Origin of the sequence: Vreelandella andesensis (genome assembly GCF_003989795.1) — a bacterium.
GTDB lineage: Bacteria > Pseudomonadota > Gammaproteobacteria > Pseudomonadales > Halomonadaceae > Vreelandella > Vreelandella andesensis.
Genome location: NZ_RZHG01000018.1, coordinates 52,904 through 67,479, shown reverse-complemented (window position 1 = coordinate 67,479; position 14,576 = coordinate 52,904). Strand labels below are relative to the sequence as shown.

The window sequence follows — 14,576 nt, the reverse complement described above, 5'->3', positions numbered from 1 at the left end:
TTGAGTGAGGATAATCGATGCGTACGCCATTAATTGCCGGTAACTGGAAAATGAATGGTTCCACGGCGTTGATTCAAGCGTTTGGAGACGCCTTCAGCGCGGCCAAACTGTCTAATGATATTGACGTTGTGATTATTCCGCCGTTTCCCTATTTGGAAGCAGCACGCAGTGCGTTCCAAAACACGCCGTTACAGTTAGGGGCACAGACGCTCAATCCTCAGCATTCGGGTGCGCATACGGGTGAAATTAGTGGGCGCATGCTTAGAGAGTTTAATGTGGCCTACGTGCTGGTCGGCCACTCCGAGCGCCGCCAGCTTTATAGAGAAGGTGACGAGCAGGTGTTTGACCGCTTGGTCGCCGCGCTTGACGTAGGTCTAACACCGATTCTTTGTGTTGGTGAAACCCTAGAAGAGCGAGATGCCGATAGCACGATGGATGTTGTGTTGCGGCAAGTTGGCTATACAATGGCGCGTTTAGAGCCAGCGCAGCGGCTTAAAATTGTGATTGCCTATGAGCCTGTATGGGCAATCGGGACAGGGCGCACAGCAACACCTGATCAAGCTCAGGAAGTGATGGCCGGTATTCGTACCTACCAAGCAGGGTTTGATAAAACGCTAGCCGAGCAGCTTAAATTGCTTTACGGCGGCAGCATGAATGCAAACAATGCGGCTGAGTTACTCGCTCAGCCGGATATCGACGGCGGTTTAGTGGGCGGTGCTTCGCTCAAAACCGACGATTTCTACGCCATTTGTCAGTCAGCAGGATAATCCCATGCAAGTTGCAATTCTTATGGTTCACGTGGTGATTGCGATCGCCTTGGTTGTGCTCATCCTGCTTCAGCAGGGTAAAGGTGCCGAAGCCGGTGCTGCCTTTGGTGGGGGAGCATCGCAGACCGTTTTTGGTTCGCGGGGTAGCGGTAACTTTTTGTCGCGTGCAACGGGGCTTTTAGCAGCCGGATTTTTTGTCACCTCGATGGCGTTAGCTTATTTTGCGACCCAGGCAGTACAAGCGCCTGAAGCCGGTATTCCTGACTCTCGCTTAATTGAGCAGCAACGCAATATCCCAACGCTTGACGATGGGCCTGCTAGTATGGATAATACCGCGCCAGTGCTAGAGGAAAGCAGCGAGTAACATATTGATACTGCTTTTTTAGCCTCCCCTGTTGCCGAAGTGGTGGAATTGGTAGACACGCTATCTTGAGGGGGTAGTGACCGTATGGTCGTGCGGGTTCAAGTCCCGCCTTCGGCACCATCTGTTTCGCTGGCTAGCCAGCCTTCCAGAGTTTTTTGAAAGCTTTTTTCAAAGAGTCTTTCGTCAAATAAGTTTTTGCGAAAGAAAGTATTGATTGAAAGCAGTGATTAAAAGTAGGGACTGGCACTGTAAGACGAAAAGAGTTCTTGACGTAAGTGTTTCAAGTGCCTATTATCGTCGACCTAGATTGATGCGGGGTGGAGCAGTCTGGTAGCTCGTCGGGCTCATAACCCGAAGGTCATCGGTTCAAATCCGGTCCCCGCTACCATTTATTAGTAGCATGGATAGTCGTTCAAACGGGTCTCAATTCTTGTTAGTCTTGACCTAGATAGAACAGCGGCAGTTGCCGAGCATGGTGCTAAATGGTACTACAGGTTTCTTTCGAAAAGCCCCTTCCTGTGAAGGGGCTTTTTGTTAGTAGCTTTTCGAGAGCCAAGAGTGTCTCCAGAGCGGATGTCTTCCGAATTGCCAGAGACACATTTCCGGGTAACGCCAATCAGCCACCTAGCTTTTCATTCAACTCCTGGTCAGGTGCCTGATGCAACGGCTATAGGAGCTTTGTCTGTGGCCACAAAACACGCTGCGCTTCACGCGCTGATCGAACCTGTCGTAGCCGCCATGGGTTTTGAGCTATGGGGGATCGACCATCTTTCCCAGGGCAAGCATTCGCGGCTAGTAATTTATATTGAGCGCGAAAGCGGCGTCAGTGTGGAAGATTGCGCTGATATTAGTCGTCAAGTCAGTGCTGTCATGGATGTGGAAGATCCTATTCCCGGCGAGTACCGCTTGGAAGTTTCGTCGCCCGGTATGGCACGTCCCTTATATACCCTGGATCAATTTATTCGTTATCAAGGCCACCATGTTGCTCTTAAACTGCGTGTGGCTTTTGATGGACGGCGTAAATATCAAGGACTTCTCGCCGGTGTCGAAGGCGATGAGGTACTGCTACAGCTGGATGGCGAAGAGTACTGTTTTCCAATCGAAAGCATCGATTCTGCGCACGTCGTCCCGCAATTCGACGAATAAACGGGTGGCGGCTTCCGGCAGGCTGCCGGGATGATGCACAAAAGGACAGGTTTTCTGGCGAGGCAAACGCATGAGTAAAGAAATTTTAATGGTCGTGGACGCGATCTCTAATGAAAAAGGCGTCCCCCGCGATGTTATTTTTGAAGCGGTTGAAGCCGCGCTAGCTAGCGCGTCACGCAAGCGTTTTGATCAAGAAGAAGCCAACGTACGCGTACATATCGATCGCCGCACAGGCGATTACGATACGTTCCGTTACTGGACCGTTGTCGAAGATGACGAATTTGAAACACCAGATTATGAAATTAAAGAAACCATCGCTGAGCAGCGTGATCCGCCGCTTAAACTAGGCGATGTGGTTGAGAAAAAAATTGAAAATGCCGTTTTTGGTCGTATTGCTGCGCAAACTGCCAAGCAGGTTATTGTCCAAAAGGTACGTGAAGCCGAACGCGCTGAAGTCGTTCGTCAGTACGCTGACCGTGAAGGCGAACTGGTGGCAGGTATTGTCAAGAAAACCACCCGTGACGGTTTGATCATTGACTTAGGTGAAAACGCTGAAGCGTTCTTGCCACGTAATGAAATGATCCACGGTGAACGCTACCGTATGAATGAACGGGTACGCGCATTGTTAGTGAAAGTTGATCCAGACGCGCGTGGTGCACAGTTACAGCTGTCACGTACCTGCCCTGAGTTCATCATTGAGTTGTTCAAAATTGAAGTGCCAGAAATTGCTGAACAGCTGATTGAAATTAAAGGCGCGGCGCGCGACCCAGGCTCACGAGCCAAAATCGCTGTTAAAACTAACGACCGCCGTATCGACCCTGTTGGGGCGTGCGTTGGTATGCGTGGTTCACGCGTACAGGCAGTATCGTCAGAGTTACAAAATGAGCGTGTCGATATTGTGCTGTGGGACGATAATCCGGCGCAGTTGGTGATAAATGCCATGGCACCTGCCGATGTGGCATCTATCCTGGTTGACGAAGATGCTCATGCCATGGACGTGGCCGTTGCTCATGATAACTTGGCTCAGGCCATTGGTCGTAGCGGTCAGAACGTGCGCTTAGCCTCTGAGCTAACGGGTTGGCGCATTAACGTGATGACTGAAGATGAAGCTGAGTCAAAGCGTGAGCAGGAAATTGATAGCTTGGTGGATTCTTTTGTTCAGCATCTCGAAGTGGACGAAGACGTTGCCCGCCTATTAGTAGAAGAAGGGTTCACCACCCTTGAAGAAGTTGCCTACGTGCCGCTTGAAGAGATGCTCGAAATCGAAGAATTCGATGAAGATTTGATTGAAGAGTTGCGTGCACGAGCGAAAGACGAGCTGCTGACGATGGCCATTGCCTCGGAAGAAGCGCTAGACGGTGCCCAACCAGCAGCCGACCTGCTGGACATGGACGGCATGGAGCGCCACCTGGCCTTCATTCTGGCTAGCCGAGGCATCGTCACCATGGAAGATCTCGCCGAGCAGTCTGTCGACGATCTGGTCGATATCGAGGAGTTGGACGAAGCGCGCGCAGCGGCACTGATCATGACTGCCCGTGCGCCCTGGTTTGAAGACGATGGCGTATCGGATTCGAACACACAGTAAAAGGTCACGGGTTGAGGAGGGTCACTATGTCAGATATGACAGTTAAAGATTTTGCAGTAAAGGTGGGCCGTGATGTGCCCCGCCTATTGGAACAGATGAAAGAAGCAGGTTTAAAGCATGCGTCAGAAGGCGACGCAGTGTCTGAAGACGATAAGCAAACGCTGCTAAGCTTTTTGAAGAAAAGTCATGGCGGCGGTGATAGCGATGCTAGTAAAAACCGCATTACGCTGACGCGCAAAACCCGCAGCCGTATTAAAACTGGCGAGCGTGGCAAAACGATTGAAGTGCAGGTACGTAAGAAGAAAACGTACGTTAAGAGCGCTGAGGACGATAAGCCAAAAGCTCCCGAGCCGAAGCACTCTGGCCCGCGTCAGTTGGTAGGTGATATGGCTGAAGCAGAAGCCGAGCGTAAAGCTCGTGATGTCCGCGAAGCAGAGGAAAAAGCCGCCGCACAGAAAGCCCGTGCTGCACAGGTAGCTGAAGCGACTGCGCGCAGTAATAAAGAAGCTGAAGCAGCGCGTAGTCAAAAAGAGATTGATTCAAGGCCTAGAACAGCCAAAGCGCCGGCGAAATCTGATGTCGCGGTGCCTGAGCTTCAAATCGACGACTCGCCGGCACCTGATGATTTACCGCCAGCGCCGCCTAAAGAAGGCCGCACGGATCGTCGTACAGCGCCTCCTAAAAAGGCAGCGGCTAAGAAAAAGGGCCGTGATGACGAGGATGATCGTGGTGACCGCGAAGAGCGTAAGCGCGGTGGTGGCGGTAAGAAAGTAAAACGTGCCGAGCGCCGCGGCGGTCGTCGTAGTGGTGGTGCCACCAAGAGTGGCAACGGCAAGCATGCTTTCCAAAAGCCGACCCAGCCAATCGTACGTGAAGTCTCGATTCCCGAGTCGATCAGCGTTGCTGAACTGGCTGACAAAATGTCGATCAAGGCCAATGAAGTCATCAAAGCCATGTTCAACATGGGTGCGGCAGTGACTATCAACCAAACGATTGACCAGGATACAGCGGCCATCGTCGTTGAAGAGATGGGCCACAAGGTTAAGCTGGTTAAAGACGATGCGCTGGAAACGGAAATGCTGGAAGGCATCTCCTACGAAGGCGAAGAGATCACCCGTTCACCGGTGGTCACCGTTATGGGTCACGTTGACCACGGTAAAACATCGCTGCTGGATTATATCCGCCGCGCCAAAGTCGCTACAGGCGAAGCTGGCGGTATTACCCAGCACATCGGTGCTTATCACGTTGAAGACAACCACGGTGGCGTAACCTTCCTGGATACTCCTGGCCACGCGGCGTTTACCGCGATGCGTGCCCGTGGTGCGAAAGCCACTGACGTTGTCATCCTGGTCGTTGCTGCGGACGACGGCGTGATGCCCCAGACGATTGAAGCGATCGAGCACTCCAAAGCTGCTGAAGTACCGATGGTAGTGGCGGTGAACAAGATCGATAAGCAAGGCATTGATCTGGATCGTATCAAGAACGAGCTTTCGCAACATGGCGTGATCTCAGAAGAGTGGGGCGGCGATACTCAGTTTGTACATGTGTCCGCACATACCGGCGAAGGTATCGAAGAGCTGCTGGAAGCTATTCAGCTAGTGTCTGAAGTGCTTGAACTGACGGCTGTGCCTTCTGCACCTGGTAAAGGTGTCGTCGTCGAATCGCGTCTTGATAAAGGCCGCGGTCCAGTAGCCACTGTACTCGTGCAAAACGGAACGCTGAAGAAAGGCGATATCGTTCTTGCGGGTCTGCATTACGGTCGCGTTCGTGCGCTTACCAACGAACTGGGCAAGCAAGTTGATACCGCTGGCCCTGCTATGCCGGTTGAAATCCAAGGTCTGGATGGTACGCCGGACGCGGGTGATGACTTCATGGTCGTTGCTGACGAGAAGAAAGCCCGTGAAGTGGCTAACTTCCGCCAAGGCAAATACCGTGAAGTGCGCCTAGCACGTCAGCAGAAGGCCAAGCTGGAGAATATGTTCAGCCAGATGGGCCAAGACGAAGTGGCCAAGGTCAACATCGTTCTGAAGGCTGATGTTCAAGGTTCGCTGGAAGCGATCAAAGGTGCCCTGGAAGAACTCTCCACGGGTGAAGTTGAAGTTGCCGTGGTCTCCTCGGGTGTTGGCGGTATCACCGGCACCGATGCCAACTTGGCGCTTGCTTCTGAAGCGATTGTTGTAGGTTTCAACGTCCGTGCTGACGCCGCTGCTCGTGAAATCATCGAACGTGAAGGCTTGGATCTGCGCTACTACAGCGTTATCTACCAGCTGATCGATGAGGTTAAGCAGGCAATGAGCGGTATGCTCGCGCCCGAGTGGAAAGAAGAGATCGTCGGTGTTGCCGAAGTGCGCGACGTGTTCCGTGCGCCGAAAATTGGCGCGGTGGCCGGCTGTATGGTTGTCGAAGGCTCCGTTTCGCGCAACAAGCGTATCCGCGTGCTGCGTGACAACGTGGTGATTTACGAAGGTGAACTCGAGTCGCTGCGTCGCTTCAAAGATGACGTTCAAGAAGTGCGTAACGGCATGGAGTGTGGCATCGGCGTGAAGAACTACAACGATGTTCAGGTTAACGACAAGATCGAAGTCTTTGACCAAGTGAAGGTCGAGCGCAGCCTGTAAGGCCGCGAGGAGCAATCATGCGCGAATTCAAGCGTGCCGACCGAGTTGCTGACCAGCTCCAAAAGGAGCTGGCAGTACTGATCCAGCGCGAAGTAAAAGACCCGCGTTTAGGCATGATTACGGTGAGTGGTGCGACCGTTAGTCGTGACCTTGGCTACGCCGATATCTATGTCACCTTATTGGGTGAGCAAGATCCTGCGCGTATCAAGGAAAATCTACAGGTGCTAAAGCGCGCTGGAGGTTTTCTAAGAAGCCAAATTGCCAAACGTATTAAGCTGCGTCACGTACCTGAACTGCGCTTCCATTATGATGAAAGCGTGGTGCGCGGCCAGCACCTCTCATCTTTGATCGACGAGGCGGTGTCAACTGATCGCGCCCGTCAACACGACGATGATGAGGCTCGTGAAAACGATAGCGAAAACGGCAATGGTGAGGAGGCGCGCTAATGGCACGTCGCCGCCGCGGATTGCCTGTGAATGGCGTACTGCTGCTGGATAAGCCGAAGGGTATTTCCAGCAACCATGCGCTGCAGCGTGTGCGCCGTCTGTTTGAGGCGCAAAAAGCCGGTCATACCGGCACGCTGGATCCCATGGCAACAGGTTTGTTACCTATTTGTCTTGGGGAAGCCACAAAGTTCTCTGCGCACCTGTTGGAAGCCGACAAGATGTATCGCACCCGCGTAGAGTTGGGGGTGATCACCGACACCGGCGATGCCGAAGGCACGGTCATTGAGCGACGCGAGGTTCCTGGCTTAACGGCCGAGGATGTCGCGTCAGTCTTAAACCGCTTTCGCGGTGAGATTGATCAGGTGCCGCCGATGTATTCGGCATTAAAGCATCAAGGTAAAAAGCTCTACGAACTGGCCCGCGAGGGTAAGCACGTTGAGCGTGCAGCGCGACGAGTAAGCGTGTATGATGCGCGGCTGCTTGCATTCGAGGGCACGGCCTTCGAGCTTGAGGTCAGCTGTAGCAAAGGCACGTACATTCGTACATTGGCTGAAGATATAGGCCTTGCGCTAGGCTGTGGTGCCCACATTAGTCAGTTGAGAAGGCTTAAAACCGGGCCTTTTAACGGCGATGCAATGTGGACACTGGAAGGCCTGGAGGCCTTGGCAGACCAAGCTGATCGCGAGGCTGAACTGATGCCTGTAGATGTGCTGGTCGATCATTTGCCGTCGCTGACGGTAGATGAAACCGCCTTTGGGCGTCTCGCTCACGGTCAGTCGGCTAGCTTAGCTATCGGTGCACTTGCACCCGATGCACTAGCGAGACTGTATCATGCTGAGACGTTTATTGGCCTCGGTGTTGTAAAAGGGGGTCAGGAAGTGGCTCCTAAGCGGCTGTTAAGTACGGTCGCCATTTCGTAAAACGTTGCAAGGATGTGACGATTTGCGCGAAAATTGTACGTGAAGATAGTCGCATGAGACTGCAAATATGCGTGGTCTCAACCATTCATTTTTAGGCATATTGCTTACTGGAGAGACAGATGGCATTAACCGCTGAGAAGAAGGCCGAGATCGTCAACGAATACGGCCGCGGCGATAACGATACCGGTTCCCCTGAAGTTCAGGTTGCACTGCTAAGCGCCAACATTAATGGCCTGCAGGACCACTTCAAGACCAACAAGCAGGATCACCACTCTCGTCGTGGTCTGATCCGCATGGTAAACCAGCGTCGTAAGCTGCTGGATTACCTGAAGCGTAAAGATTTTGAACGCTATCAGTCTCTGATTCAGCGTTTAGGTCTACGTCGTTAAGCGTTAACGGCAACGATCAAAAACGGGCAGCCCCTTGTGGGCTGCCCGTTTTTTTGTTTCTGGTAGCCGTATGGCGCCACAGCGCCTAGAATGGTGGCGAGTCAAAACGACCATGCGAAAAGACAAGTAGATATTAATGTTAAAGGAAGTCGCCGTGAATCCGGTAAAAAAAACGTTTCAATACGGTCGTAGCACCGTCACCCTAGAAACTGGGCGCATTGCTCGCCAAGCCACTGGCGCCGTTATGGTGACCATGGATGAAACTGTCGTACTGTGTACGGTGGTGGCCAAAAAAGAAGCAAACCCTAATCAGCCTTTCTTCCCGCTCTCGGTACACTACCAAGAGAAAACCTACGCAGTAGGCAAGATCCCCGGCGGCTTCTTCAAACGTGAAGGGCGTCCTACTGAGAAAGAAACCCTAACCTCGCGCCTGATAGACCGCCCGATCCGTCCGCTGTTTCCTAAAGGGTTTATGAACGAAGTGCAGGTCATCTGTACCGTTCTATCGACTGACCGTAATCATGATCCGGATATCGCGGCCCTGCTGGGCACCTCAGCGGCGTTGAGTATTGCTGGTGTGCCGTTCAATGGCCCGATTGGCGCGGCACGCGTGGGCTTTAATGAAGAGCAGGGTTACTTCCTAAACCCAACGGTTGAAGAGTTGACTACCTCTGAGTTGGACATGGTGGTTGCCGGCACCGAAAACGCCGTATTGATGGTGGAGTCGGAAGCCCAAGAGCTGCTTGAAGACGAAATGCTGGGTGCCGTGCTGTTTGGTCACCAGGAAATGCAGGTAGCCGTTAGTGCGATTAAAGAGCTTGTCGCAGACGCCGGCAAACCGCGTTGGGACTGGCAGCCAGCGGAAGAAAATGTAGCGCTGAAAACAGCCATGGCTGATGCCTTTGAAGCCAAAGTAGGTGACGCATATCGCATTACTGACAAAATGGCTCGCCAAGATGCGTTGTCAGCACTGAAAGATGATGCTGTCGCACAGCTAGTTGCTGCTGAAGGCGAAGAAACAGAAGGTAAGTTCAGCAAAGATGATGTGAAAGGTGCGTTTGCCGGCCTTGAGAAGCGCGTTGTGCGTTCTCGTGTTGTAAAAGGCGAACCACGCATTGACGGCCGCGACAACACCACAGTGCGTCCGTTAGCGATTGAAGTGGGCGTATTGCCTAAAACACACGGTTCAGCAGTATTCACCCGTGGTGAGACCCAGGCAATCGCGATCGCTACCTTGGGCACTCTACGTGATTCCCAGTTGATCGAGTCCCTGGAAGGTGAGCGGAAAGACCGCTTTATGCTGCACTACAATTTCCCTCCCTACTGTGTTGGTGAAGCCGGCTTTTTTGGCGGGCCGAAACGCCGTGAAATCGGTCATGGTCGCTTAGCACGCCGGGGCGTTCAAGCGATGCTGCCGTCAGAAGACGTTTTCCCCTATACCATCCGTGTGGTATCGGAAATCACTGAATCTAATGGTTCTAGCTCCATGGCGTCGGTGTGTGGCTCCTCGCTCGCACTAATGGATGCTGGTGTACCGCTAAAAGCACCGGTGGCAGGTATTGCCATGGGCTTGGTGAAAGATGAAGACGGCTATGCGGTATTGACCGATATTTTGGGTGACGAAGATCACCTGGGTGATATGGACTTCAAAGTTGCCGGTTCTGAAGAGGGCGTTACTGCTCTGCAGATGGACATTAAGATTGAAGGCATCAATGAAGAGATCATGGAAAAGGCGCTGCAGCAGGCTTACGATGCCCGTCTCAGTATCCTTGCTCAGATGAACGACGTGATCAGCCAGAGCCGCACCGATGTGTCGGAAAACGCCCCGTCCATGGCCACTATTAAAATCGATCCGGATAAGATTCGTGATGTGATTGGTAAAGGCGGCGCGATGATTCGCAAAATTTGCGAGGATACTGGCGCTTCCATTGATCTGGATGACGATGGCACCGTACGCATCTACGCTGAAGATAAAGCCGCGGCCAAAAAAGCCATTGATACCGTGCTGGCAATTACCGCAGAGGCGGAAATTGGCAAGCTTTACAACGGTAAAGTAGTGCGCATTGCGGACTTCGGCGCTTTCGTTAACATCATGCCCGGTACCGACGGCTTGGTACACATCTCGCAAATCGTGGCCGAGCGCGTTAACAACGTGCGCGACTTCCTAAATGAAGGCGATGATATCATTGTAAAAGTATTGGATATCGATAACCGCAACCGGGTGAAACTCTCAATCAAAGAGATCACCGAGGAAGAGAAAGCAGCTTTCGCCGCTGCTGAGGCGGATGTCGCTAACTAAGTAGCGATGCAGGCGTAACAACCGCCCCCGCAACTTTCAGTTGCGGGGGCGGTGTCGTTTTATAGGCAGTATAGGAAAAGCGCCATGGAGCAGGAACAAGCGCCGCGTTGGTGGGCGGTGATGGCCGTGATGATGGGTATTTTTTTATTGGTGACGGCTGAGCAACTGCCGATTGGACTGCTGTCTCAGGTGGCGTCATCAATGGGTGTTACGTCTGGCATGGCAGGTCTCATGGTGACCGTGCCTGGGGTCGTTGCCGCTTTCTCAGCGCCGCTGTTGCCGGTAGCGGTAGGTCGGTTAGATAGACGCATCATGCTTACGTTGATGATGATTGTGATGGTGATTGGCAGCGTGCTTTCAGCAGTGGCCAGTAATTTTGGATTTTTACTGGCGGCTCGGGTGCTGGTGGGGATCAGTATCGGTGGATTTTGGGCCATTGCGGGCAGTATTGCCCCGCGGCTGGTGCCCGGCGATCAAGTTGCCAAGGCCATGACGATTATTTTCAGCGGGGTAGCCGCTGCATCAGTCTTGGGGGTGCCGCTAGGAACGCTACTGGGAGATTTGAGCAATTGGCGAGTAGCGTTTGGGGCGCTGGGTGGGCTGAGCCTGCTAACCGCGATTGCGCTGTGGTATTGGTTACCGCCATTGCCACCAAGAGAGCCGGTACGATTACGTATGTTAGCGCAACAGTTTAGTAACCGTGGTGTGCGAGTCGCGGTATTAACTACTGGCTTCGTCGTTGTGGGGCACTTTGCTGCTTACACCTTTATTAGCCCGATTCTGCAGGAAATTAGCGGCGTCGCTCAGCGTCATGTTGGCAGCTTGCTGCTGTTGTACGGGGCGGCGGGTATCCTGGGGAATATCGCAGCAGGCATCTTTGCTGGGCGTCACCCTTACCGGGCGGTGTTGGCTATTCCTAGCCTCTTACTGCTCGTCGTGGCTGTATTCCCGCTGTTGGGTGTTCAGCCTACCAGCGGCATACTGCTGCTAATGGTATGGGGGGCTGTTTTTGGCAGTGTGTCAGTGAGTATTCAAACTTGGATTATACGCACGGCACCTAATACTGAAGCTGCTACCGCGTTGATGGCATTTACCTTTAATATGTCGATTGGTTTAGGGGCAATGTTTGGTGGGCGTATCGTCGACGGCGCTAGCCTGCCTATTGCCATGTGGGCAGCATCGGGGTTATTCCTGCTGGGGACGCTGTTGGTATGGCGAACGCCTTCGGGCATTGTAGGCGAGAAGCGTCGCTAGGGCGTTGCAACCTAAACTGTGAAAAATAAGCTATCAAAAATGCCCCCGCTATTAGCGGGGGCATGGTGTTTAAACGAATTAAAAATTGCGGTTAAGGGCGTTCTATCGCCAGTGCGACGCCTTGGCCGCCGCCGATACATAGGGTGGCAAGACCTTTCTTAGCATCACGCGCGATCATCTCATGCAGCAGGCTGACCAAGATACGACAGCCGGAAGCCCCGATCGGGTGACCTAACGCAATAGCACCACCGTTAACATTCACCTTGCTGACATCCCAGCCCAGCTCTTTGTTGACTGAAAGCGCCTGAGCTGCGAAGGCTTCGTTAGCTTCTACCAGATCTAGATCGTCCAGACTCCAGCCCGCTTTTTCGAGACAGCGGCGTGTGGCCGGTGCCGGGCCAATGCCCATAATGGCAGGGTCAACACCCGCGTTAGAGTAAGCGGCAATACGCGCCAATGGCTCTAGGCCAAGTTCCTTGGCTTTTTCTGCTGAACAGAGCATCACCACCGCAGCGCCATCGTTTAACGATGAGGCGTTACCGGCGGTAACGGTGCCGTCTTTCTTGAACGCGGGGCGCATACCACCCAGCTTTTCAGCGCTGACTTCCCGTGGGTTCTCATCCGTATCAAACACCACTGGGTCGCCCTTGCGCTGTGGAATTTCCACTGGAACGATCTGGCCTTTGAATTTTCCATCGCGGATAGCTTGTGCGGCTTTCTGCTGAGAGGCCGCCGCGAACTCGTCCATCGCTTCGCGGGTGATACTGTATTTTTCCGCCAGATTTTCCGCGGTGATACCCATGTGATAGTTGTTGAACGCATCCCATAAGCCGTCGTGAACCATAGAGTCAATGGCTTTCCAATCACCCATGCGCTGGCCATTACGCGAGTTAGGCAGAAGATGGGGAGAAGCAGACATGTTTTCCTGGCCACCCGCCAGAATAATCTCAGCATCCCCACAGCGAATGGCTTGAGTCGCTAAATGCAGTGCTTTAAGACCCGAACCACACACTTTGTTAATCGTCATGGCAGGTACGGATTCTGGCAAGCCAGCCTTGATAACTGACTGGCGCGCGGGGTTCTGTCCCACACCCGCTGTCAGCACTTGGCCTAGCAACACTTCATCAATTTGCTCTGGGGCAACGCCGGTAGAGGCGAGAATGTCTTTAATAACCAATGCACCTAAATCGCTTGCTGGAATGCCAGCGAGTGATCCACCAAAACTTCCTACGGCGGTGCGGCGAGCGGCGACAATAACCACGTCTTGCATATGATGACTCCTTGGGTAAGTAACGCAACGTTCCGAATGAGGATAGAAGCTTCTGGGAGAGCTGACTATCCATTGTTATTAGCATGTTGTGTCAAACTCACCTAATAGCATAGGGGAAGGTTGTGCGTTGCGGCAATACGCCTTTTTAGGCAAATAAAAACGGGCCGATAAACGGCCCGTTAAATAGGTGCTTACTCAACGGCTTGGCTTACGCTAACTGAACAGGAATCGCGTTGCTGGTGTGGCTAACGTGGTTACCTTCTTGCAGATACACAAGCGCAGGCTGGTGGTTGTCGAGCTCTGCTTCGGCGTAGTGAGCGTAACTACAAATAATGATGCGGTGTCCCGGAGCGGCTAAATGTGCGGCTGCGCCATTGATGGAAATTAGCCGAGAGCCTTCTTCTCCACGAATCGCGTAGGTGGTGAAACGCTCGCCGTTTTCCACGTTATAGATTTGGATCTGCTCATTTTCACGAATACCGGCCATATCCAGCAGTTCACCGTCGATAGCGCAGGAACCTTCGTAGTTGAGTACCGCGTGGGTAACGCGAGCCATATGCAGCTTGGCTTTAAGCATAATCGTGTGCATAGAAACTCCTAAATAGCGAAACTAGCCTACAGGCTAGTGTCAGAGGCAGCGTTTGGGAGCTGCACGCTGATATTGTCAATAAGTCGAGCAGGGCCTAGCTTAGCCGCTGCTAATAACACGGCATTACGTGTCGAACTGCTCACAGGAGCAAGCGTCGTGTCACGTAGCTCAAGGTAATCAGGCGTAAAGCCAGCATCATACAGGGCTGTTTTCCCCTGTTGTAGTACCTGTTCGGTGGGGGTGCCGCGCACTAACGCATCGCGCAGTTCGCACAACGTGCGATACAGCAGGGGGGCTTTTGCGCGTTCAAACTCGTTTAAATAACCATTACGAGAGGAGAGCGCCAGACCGTCATCGGCGCGCACAATCGGTACGCCGATAATCTCGATAGGCATGTGTAGATCATTCACCAGCTTACGAATGACCGCCAGTTGTTGGTAATCCTTTTCGCCGAAGCAGGCCACATCCGGCTGCACCAGGTTTAACAGCATGCTGACGACGGTAGAAACACCATCAAAGTGCCCAGGGCGCGACCCTCCGCACAACCCTTCGCCTACCTCGGGAACATGCACGCGGGTTTGGCTGCCCAAACCGTTGGGATAAAGCGCACTGACAGTGGGAGCAAAGAGGATATCGCAGCCTGCATCTGTCAATTGCGCCTGATCCGCCTCAAACGTGCGTGGGTAGGCGTCCAAGTCTTCACCAGGACCGAACTGCATCGGGTTCACGAACAAGCTTGAAACGACGACGTCCGCGTGCTGACGGGCATTGGTCACAAGTGCCAGATGACCTTGATGCAGATTGCCCATTGTGGGCGCTAAAGCAACGCGTTGGCCACGCTGGCGAATCTCGCTAAGCGTTTTACGTAATTCGTTGATATCTCTTAACGTGCGCATAAAGAAGTCGCTGCCGTTCCAGATGGTGCTTAA

At 53.0% G+C, this 14,576-nt stretch carries 13 protein-coding genes and 2 tRNA genes; 12 read left to right on the top strand and 3 right to left on the bottom strand.

Features of this window, described 5'->3' with window-relative positions; genetic code table 11:
* Positions 1-17: 17 nt before the first annotated feature.
* The 12 genes from tpiA to ELY33_RS08335 all read left to right on the top strand — a co-directional run bounded on the left by tpiA (position 18) and on the right by ELY33_RS08335 (position 11,788).
* The gene (gene tpiA, locus ELY33_RS08390; protein ID WP_126946675.1) at positions 18-767 is read left to right on the top strand and encodes a triose-phosphate isomerase; all 750 of its coding nucleotides are present in this window, start codon (positions 18-20) and stop codon (positions 765-767) included.
* Positions 768-771: 4 nt separating this feature from the next.
* Entirely contained in the window at positions 772-1,131 is a 360-nt protein-coding gene (gene secG, locus ELY33_RS08385; RefSeq protein ID WP_126946673.1) for a preprotein translocase subunit SecG, read from the top strand.
* A gap of 33 nt (positions 1,132-1,164) precedes the next feature.
* Positions 1,165-1,251: transfer RNA gene (locus ELY33_RS08380), tRNA-Leu, on the top strand.
* A 191-nt stretch (positions 1,252-1,442) separates the two neighbouring features.
* Positions 1,443-1,519: transfer RNA gene (locus ELY33_RS08375), tRNA-Met, on the top strand.
* Positions 1,520-1,815: 296 nt separating this feature from the next.
* The gene (gene rimP, locus ELY33_RS08370) at positions 1,816-2,277 is read left to right on the top strand and encodes a ribosome maturation factor RimP (protein WP_030074116.1); all 462 of its coding nucleotides are present in this window, start codon (positions 1,816-1,818) and stop codon (positions 2,275-2,277) included.
* 70 nt (positions 2,278-2,347) lie between these two features.
* Positions 2,348-3,862 (top strand): transcription termination factor NusA, encoded by a 1,515-nt coding sequence (gene nusA, locus ELY33_RS08365; RefSeq protein ID WP_126946669.1) that lies wholly within the window; start codon positions 2,348-2,350, stop codon positions 3,860-3,862.
* A gap of 26 nt (positions 3,863-3,888) precedes the next feature.
* Positions 3,889-6,480 (top strand): translation initiation factor IF-2, encoded by a 2,592-nt coding sequence (gene infB, locus ELY33_RS08360; protein WP_126946667.1) that lies wholly within the window; start codon positions 3,889-3,891, stop codon positions 6,478-6,480.
* Between the two features lie 17 nt (positions 6,481-6,497).
* Positions 6,498-6,926: a 30S ribosome-binding factor RbfA gene (rbfA, locus tag ELY33_RS08355; protein WP_126946665.1), complete on the top strand. Its 429-nt coding sequence runs from the start codon at positions 6,498-6,500 to the stop codon at positions 6,924-6,926.
* Positions 6,926-7,846: a tRNA pseudouridine(55) synthase TruB gene (gene truB / locus ELY33_RS08350; RefSeq protein ID WP_126946663.1), complete on the top strand. Its 921-nt coding sequence runs from the start codon at positions 6,926-6,928 to the stop codon at positions 7,844-7,846. The genes rbfA and truB overlap by 1 nt, the downstream gene beginning before the upstream one ends.
* A gap of 119 nt (positions 7,847-7,965) precedes the next feature.
* Entirely contained in the window at positions 7,966-8,235 is a 270-nt protein-coding gene (gene rpsO / locus ELY33_RS08345) for a 30S ribosomal protein S15 (RefSeq protein WP_009723734.1), read from the top strand.
* A 136-nt stretch (positions 8,236-8,371) separates the two neighbouring features.
* Entirely contained in the window at positions 8,372-10,534 is a 2,163-nt protein-coding gene (gene pnp, locus ELY33_RS08340; RefSeq protein ID WP_126946661.1) for a polyribonucleotide nucleotidyltransferase, read from the top strand.
* Positions 10,535-10,618: 84 nt separating this feature from the next.
* A complete protein-coding gene (locus tag ELY33_RS08335) occupies positions 10,619-11,788 on the top strand; it encodes an MFS transporter (protein ID WP_126946659.1) in 1,170 nt (389 codons plus the stop codon).
* Between the two features lie 91 nt (positions 11,789-11,879).
* On the opposite strand, the gene ELY33_RS08330 is transcribed toward ELY33_RS08335, so the two are convergent.
* The 3 genes from ELY33_RS08330 to panC form a co-directional block, all read right to left on the bottom strand.
* Positions 11,880-13,058 carry an acetyl-CoA C-acetyltransferase gene (locus ELY33_RS08330; RefSeq protein ID WP_126946657.1) on the bottom strand — a complete coding sequence of 393 codons (1,179 nt, stop codon included), beginning with the start codon at positions 13,056-13,058 and terminating at the stop codon, positions 11,880-11,882.
* A gap of 208 nt (positions 13,059-13,266) precedes the next feature.
* The gene (gene panD, locus ELY33_RS08325; protein WP_074397685.1) at positions 13,267-13,647 is read right to left on the bottom strand and encodes an aspartate 1-decarboxylase; all 381 of its coding nucleotides are present in this window, start codon (positions 13,645-13,647) and stop codon (positions 13,267-13,269) included.
* Between the two features lie 26 nt (positions 13,648-13,673).
* Positions 13,674-14,543: a pantoate--beta-alanine ligase gene (gene panC / locus ELY33_RS08320; protein ID WP_126946655.1), complete on the bottom strand. Its 870-nt coding sequence runs from the start codon at positions 14,541-14,543 to the stop codon at positions 13,674-13,676.
* Between the last annotated feature and the right edge of the window lie 33 nt (positions 14,544-14,576).